6 protein-coding genes are annotated in these 3,608 nt (G+C 75.2%); 1 reads left to right on the top strand and 5 read right to left on the bottom strand.

From position 1 onward, the window contains the following. Entirely contained in the window at positions 1-300 is a 300-nt protein-coding gene (locus tag ACFV2S_RS05275; RefSeq protein ID WP_385554421.1) for a hypothetical protein, read from the bottom strand. Positions 301-376: 76 nt separating this feature from the next. Next, positions 377-598 carry a DUF6458 family protein gene (locus tag ACFV2S_RS05270; RefSeq protein ID WP_385554419.1) on the bottom strand — a complete coding sequence of 74 codons (222 nt, stop codon included), beginning with the start codon at positions 596-598 and terminating at the stop codon, positions 377-379. Between the two features lie 223 nt (positions 599-821). Between ACFV2S_RS05270 and ACFV2S_RS05265 the strand changes: the two genes are divergently transcribed. Beyond that, positions 822-971 (top strand): hypothetical protein, encoded by a 150-nt coding sequence (locus ACFV2S_RS05265; RefSeq protein ID WP_385554417.1) that lies wholly within the window; start codon positions 822-824, stop codon positions 969-971. 319 nt (positions 972-1,290) lie between these two features. Here the strand turns inward: ACFV2S_RS05265 and ACFV2S_RS05260 are convergent, their stop codons facing one another. From ACFV2S_RS05260 to ACFV2S_RS05250, 3 genes are all read right to left on the bottom strand, one after another. Further along, positions 1,291-2,130: a hypothetical protein gene (locus ACFV2S_RS05260; RefSeq protein ID WP_385554415.1), complete on the bottom strand. Its 840-nt coding sequence runs from the start codon at positions 2,128-2,130 to the stop codon at positions 1,291-1,293. A 16-nt stretch (positions 2,131-2,146) separates the two neighbouring features. After that, positions 2,147-2,698: a hypothetical protein gene (locus ACFV2S_RS05255; RefSeq protein WP_385554413.1), complete on the bottom strand. Its 552-nt coding sequence runs from the start codon at positions 2,696-2,698 to the stop codon at positions 2,147-2,149. A 155-nt stretch (positions 2,699-2,853) separates the two neighbouring features. Beyond that, positions 2,854-3,294, bottom strand: coding sequence for a VOC family protein (locus ACFV2S_RS05250; protein ID WP_383796556.1), 441 nt, complete (start codon positions 3,292-3,294; stop codon positions 2,854-2,856). Between the last annotated feature and the right edge of the window lie 314 nt (positions 3,295-3,608).

Genomic DNA, 3,608 nt, shown 5'->3' with positions numbered 1-3,608 from the left:
TCAGATGTGGCTTGCGACAAACAGCGCCATCGGCCCGAGGCCGCCCCGGCCCGACCCCCGCCCCGCCCGGCGCCCCAGCGCGAACGCGAGGACGCGGCCCGCGGCCGCACCGGCGGCGACGCCGCCCGCCGCGGCCCGGTGTGCCCGTACGGTGCCCCGGGCCACCTCCACTGCGGCCAGGGCCTTCTCGGCGTAGGGCGCCGGAAGGACATGCACGTCCGCCAGATCGGGGTGGTCCGGCACCGCGTACGGCCCGGTCCAGGTGTACGAGTTCCGTCCGCTGTTCTCCGAAGCACTCATGGCACCCGTCTGGCCGGAACTCCCCGGCGTAAACCTGACGACTTGCATATGCCGATCCGTCGGACGGCGGGCCGCCTCAGAGCAGGCCGTGACGGTCGTGGGTGGTCGTCGGTGCCACCGGCGGGACCACGATCCGGCGACGGCGGAGCACGCTCGTGTAGACGGCGGTTCCGAGGAATCCGACGGCCATCAGGATCAGACCGACGAGATCGAGATCGACTGCTTCGAGCTCCCAGTCGGTCGCGAAGGTGAGGACGGCACCGGCCGCGATCATCATGATGAACAGTCCCAGACGCATGGTTGCTCCCTACCGAGCGGGTTGGACCGTCCGCGTACCCGGGGCGCGAGGGATCATGCGGAGCCCGCCTCGCGCCGGAGAGCGGCACCCGGCGGACGGGCGTCGGACCGCGCAGGTGTGGGACGCCCGAGACGGGCAACACGGAGTGACAGAGCACGACGCCCGGTGGCACGACTCACCCCCGAGGAACGACGTTCCGTCCCTTCGACCGAAGGAGCATCCCATGACCGCACTGCTCGCCCGTATCAAGCGATTCGCCCGCAGCCCCCAGGGCCGCAACGCGGCGGAGTCCGTTCGCCGGGCCGCCGCCGATCCCCGCCGGCGCAGCCAGGCACAGCGCCTCCTCGGCAGGCTCCGCGGCAACCACCGCTGACGGCCGCTCGACAGTCCTGGCACACCGGTACGGCGCGCCCCCCCCCCCGCGTACGCGGCGGGGCGCGCCCCCCGGGGGGGGCCCGGGGCGCCCCCCCCGCGCGGGCACGCACGGGCCCCCCCGCCCGCGGCCCCCCCCCACAGCCCGCCGCCGCGCGACCCCCCCCCCCCCCCCCGCGCGGCCCCCCCCCCCGGGGGGGGGGGGGGCGGGGGCCCCCCGCCGCGTGCGGGCCACGAGGCCGGCCGCCCGGGCAGGGACGTCACGGGCGACCGGTCGCGGGCCCGCACCACCGCTCCGGCGGTGCGGGTCGTCGCGGGCGTCAGGTGGACAGGAGGCGCTGGAACAGCGCGCGGTACTGACAGAGCGCGCGCCGCAGGCTCTCCGTGTCGGCCTCCAGCCCCTGGCTCCACTGCCCCTCCAGGGCGTTGCGGTGCTGGGCGAACGTGTCCGCCAGCGTCCGCATCACATCCCCGACGAGCACGTCCGCCGCGTGGACCGCCTGGCGGGGGTCGTCGACGAACTGGCCCTGGACCTGGTGCCAGCGCTCACGGAACAGCTGCTCCTCGGCCGCGCCGAGCAGGTCCGGGATCTCCTCGGCGCCCGCTCCGGCATCGGGCCGCGTGGGACGGGCGTGCTCCGGGCGGTGTGCCGCGGCGCCGGGCGGGGGCGGTGCGGGCGCCGTCGAGGCAGGCGCGGCGTGACGGCCGTGACCTCCCTGTCCGCCGGGCACCTCGGTGTCCGGGCCGGGCGGTGCGTACGGGGCAGGCGGCTCGGTGGGCACGGGCGGGCCCGGGGGCGCGGCCTGCGAGTCCGTCGTGTGCGGGGGCACGGCCCGCTGCGCTGGCACGGGGGGCTGCTGCGGTGCCACCGGCCGGGCATCGGCCGGGCCCTGCCGGGGGATCCGGGGCGCGTCGGGACCGGGCCGCGGGTCCCTCGGTTCGAGGGGGCGGGACCTGGCGTTCTGCGCCGGGATCGTCGTGCTCGGCGGGCTCTGTTCCGGCGGGCGTTCCGTGTCGGTTCCGTACGTCCCGGTCGTGTGGCGCGTGGGACCGGGCAGGCCGGGTTCGGCTCCCGTCTCGGGGCGGCCCGCCGTCGGGTCGGTGGGGCGCCGGGGGTTCGCGGCCCCCGGCACGTGCTCGGGCGTCTCGTGGTGTCGCATGTCTCCTGCCTCCGCGTCAGGACCGGCGGCTGCCGGTCGGCTCGCCGTCGGCGAGCAGGTCGTCGAAGAGGGTGCGGTAGTGCATCATCGCGCCCCTCATCTGTTCGGTCGTGGCAGACTTGGACGTACTCAGCGCATGCACCTCCATGGCCGCGCGGTAGTGGTCGAGCGTGCGCCCGTGCCGCACGGACAGGTCGCGCATCCGCTGCTCGTACCCCTCGTCGGGGTAACCGAGATCCCGTATCAGCTCCGCCACCAGAGCGTCGGCGTCCGCCACCGCGGCCTCGGGCACGTCCACGAACTCCTCCTGGACACGCATCCACCGCCGGCCGTACCGCTCCCGCACCTCGACGGACACGGGCGAGATGCGCAGGCCGTCCAAGCGCCGCGCCCGCGCCTCCAGCTCCCGCTCCGCCGCCCGCCTGCTGCCGGTCGCCTCCAGGATCCGCTCGAACTCCGGACCCGAGCGACCACGCAGGCCCGCGCGCCGCCGACGGTCCACCACCACACCGACGACGCACCCCACGACGACGACCGCCACGACGACCAGGACGATTCCGGTCTCCATCGGCTCTCATCCTTTCCCGTTGTTCGCACAGTCGTTCTTCTTCGTCCCGGCCCTTCGGGGTCTCCAGGACTCATGAAGGTCCGCGTGCCCCACGACCCGACACGCAAACCGGTCATCGCGGGCGCCCTCGTGTCGGCCCGGGCCGCGCGACGTCCTCAGCCGATCTGTTCCGCCAGGGCGAGGATGATGCCCGACGGGCCCCGGAGGTAGCAGAGCCGGTAGATGTCCTTGTACTGCGCCACCTCGCCGATCAGTTCGGCCCCGTGGGGGATCAGGCGGGCGAGGGTGTCGTCGAGGTCGTCGACGGCGAACATGACCCGGTGCAGGCCGAGGGTGTTCGGCTGCGGGGCGGGTGAACCGTCACGCACGGCCGCGGGCGCGTGGTACTGCGCGAGCTCCAGTTTGCTGTGGCCGTCCGGAGTCCGCATCATCGCCATGTCGCTGCGGACCCCGTCGAGTCCCACGGCGTGATCCGCGAAGAGTCCCTCGATCTGTGCCTTTCCCTCGACCTCCATGCCCAGTTCGGTGAAGAAGGCCACGGCGGCGTCCAGGTCCTCGACGACGATGCCGACGTTGTCCATCCGCTGAAGCGTCATGACGGATCTCCCTCTGCGTTGTCCGGCTGTACGAAGCCCCGGCGTGCCGGGGACGGAGCCGGCGGCCTCCTCTCGGCATCCACCACGGACCGCCTCCCGGAAGCCCCGTTCCGGCCCCGCCTCACCCTGCCCCAACGACAGGGCCGAAGCCCGGTCAGACACGGGATCGGCACGCTGTGGGCGTCTCGTGGCCGCGCTGTCACCCGGCGCGCAGGGGGAAGGGGCCCCCCCCCCCGGGGCCCCCCGGGGGGGGGGGGGGGGGGGGGCGGGGTGGGGGGGGGGGGCGCGGGGGGGGGGGGGGGGGGGCGGCGCGG

It is taken from the genome of Streptomyces sp. NPDC059695 (genome assembly GCF_042733785.1).
Classification (GTDB): Bacteria; Actinomycetota; Actinomycetes; order Streptomycetales; family Streptomycetaceae; genus Streptomyces.
The sequence above is the reverse complement of the archived record's forward strand: the minus strand, read 5'-3'. Positions and strand labels throughout refer to the sequence as shown.

Coding starts and splice junctions, on each gene's coding strand:
- ACFV2S_RS05265 (WP_385554417.1), top strand. CDS start 822: ATGACCGCACTGCTCGCCCGTATCAAGCGATTCGCCCGCAGCCCCCAG.
- ACFV2S_RS05275 (WP_385554421.1), bottom strand. CDS start 300: ATGAGTGCTTCGGAGAACAGCGGACGGAACTCGTACACCTGGACCGGG.
- ACFV2S_RS05255 (WP_385554413.1), bottom strand. CDS start 2,698: ATGGAGACCGGAATCGTCCTGGTCGTCGTGGCGGTCGTCGTCGTGGGG.
- ACFV2S_RS05270 (WP_385554419.1), bottom strand. CDS start 598: ATGCGTCTGGGACTGTTCATCATGATGATCGCGGCCGGTGCCGTCCTC.
- ACFV2S_RS05260 (WP_385554415.1), bottom strand. CDS start 2,130: ATGCGACACCACGAGACGCCCGAGCACGTGCCGGGGGCCGCGAACCCC.
- ACFV2S_RS05250 (WP_383796556.1), bottom strand. CDS start 3,294: ATGACGCTTCAGCGGATGGACAACGTCGGCATCGTCGTCGAGGACCTG.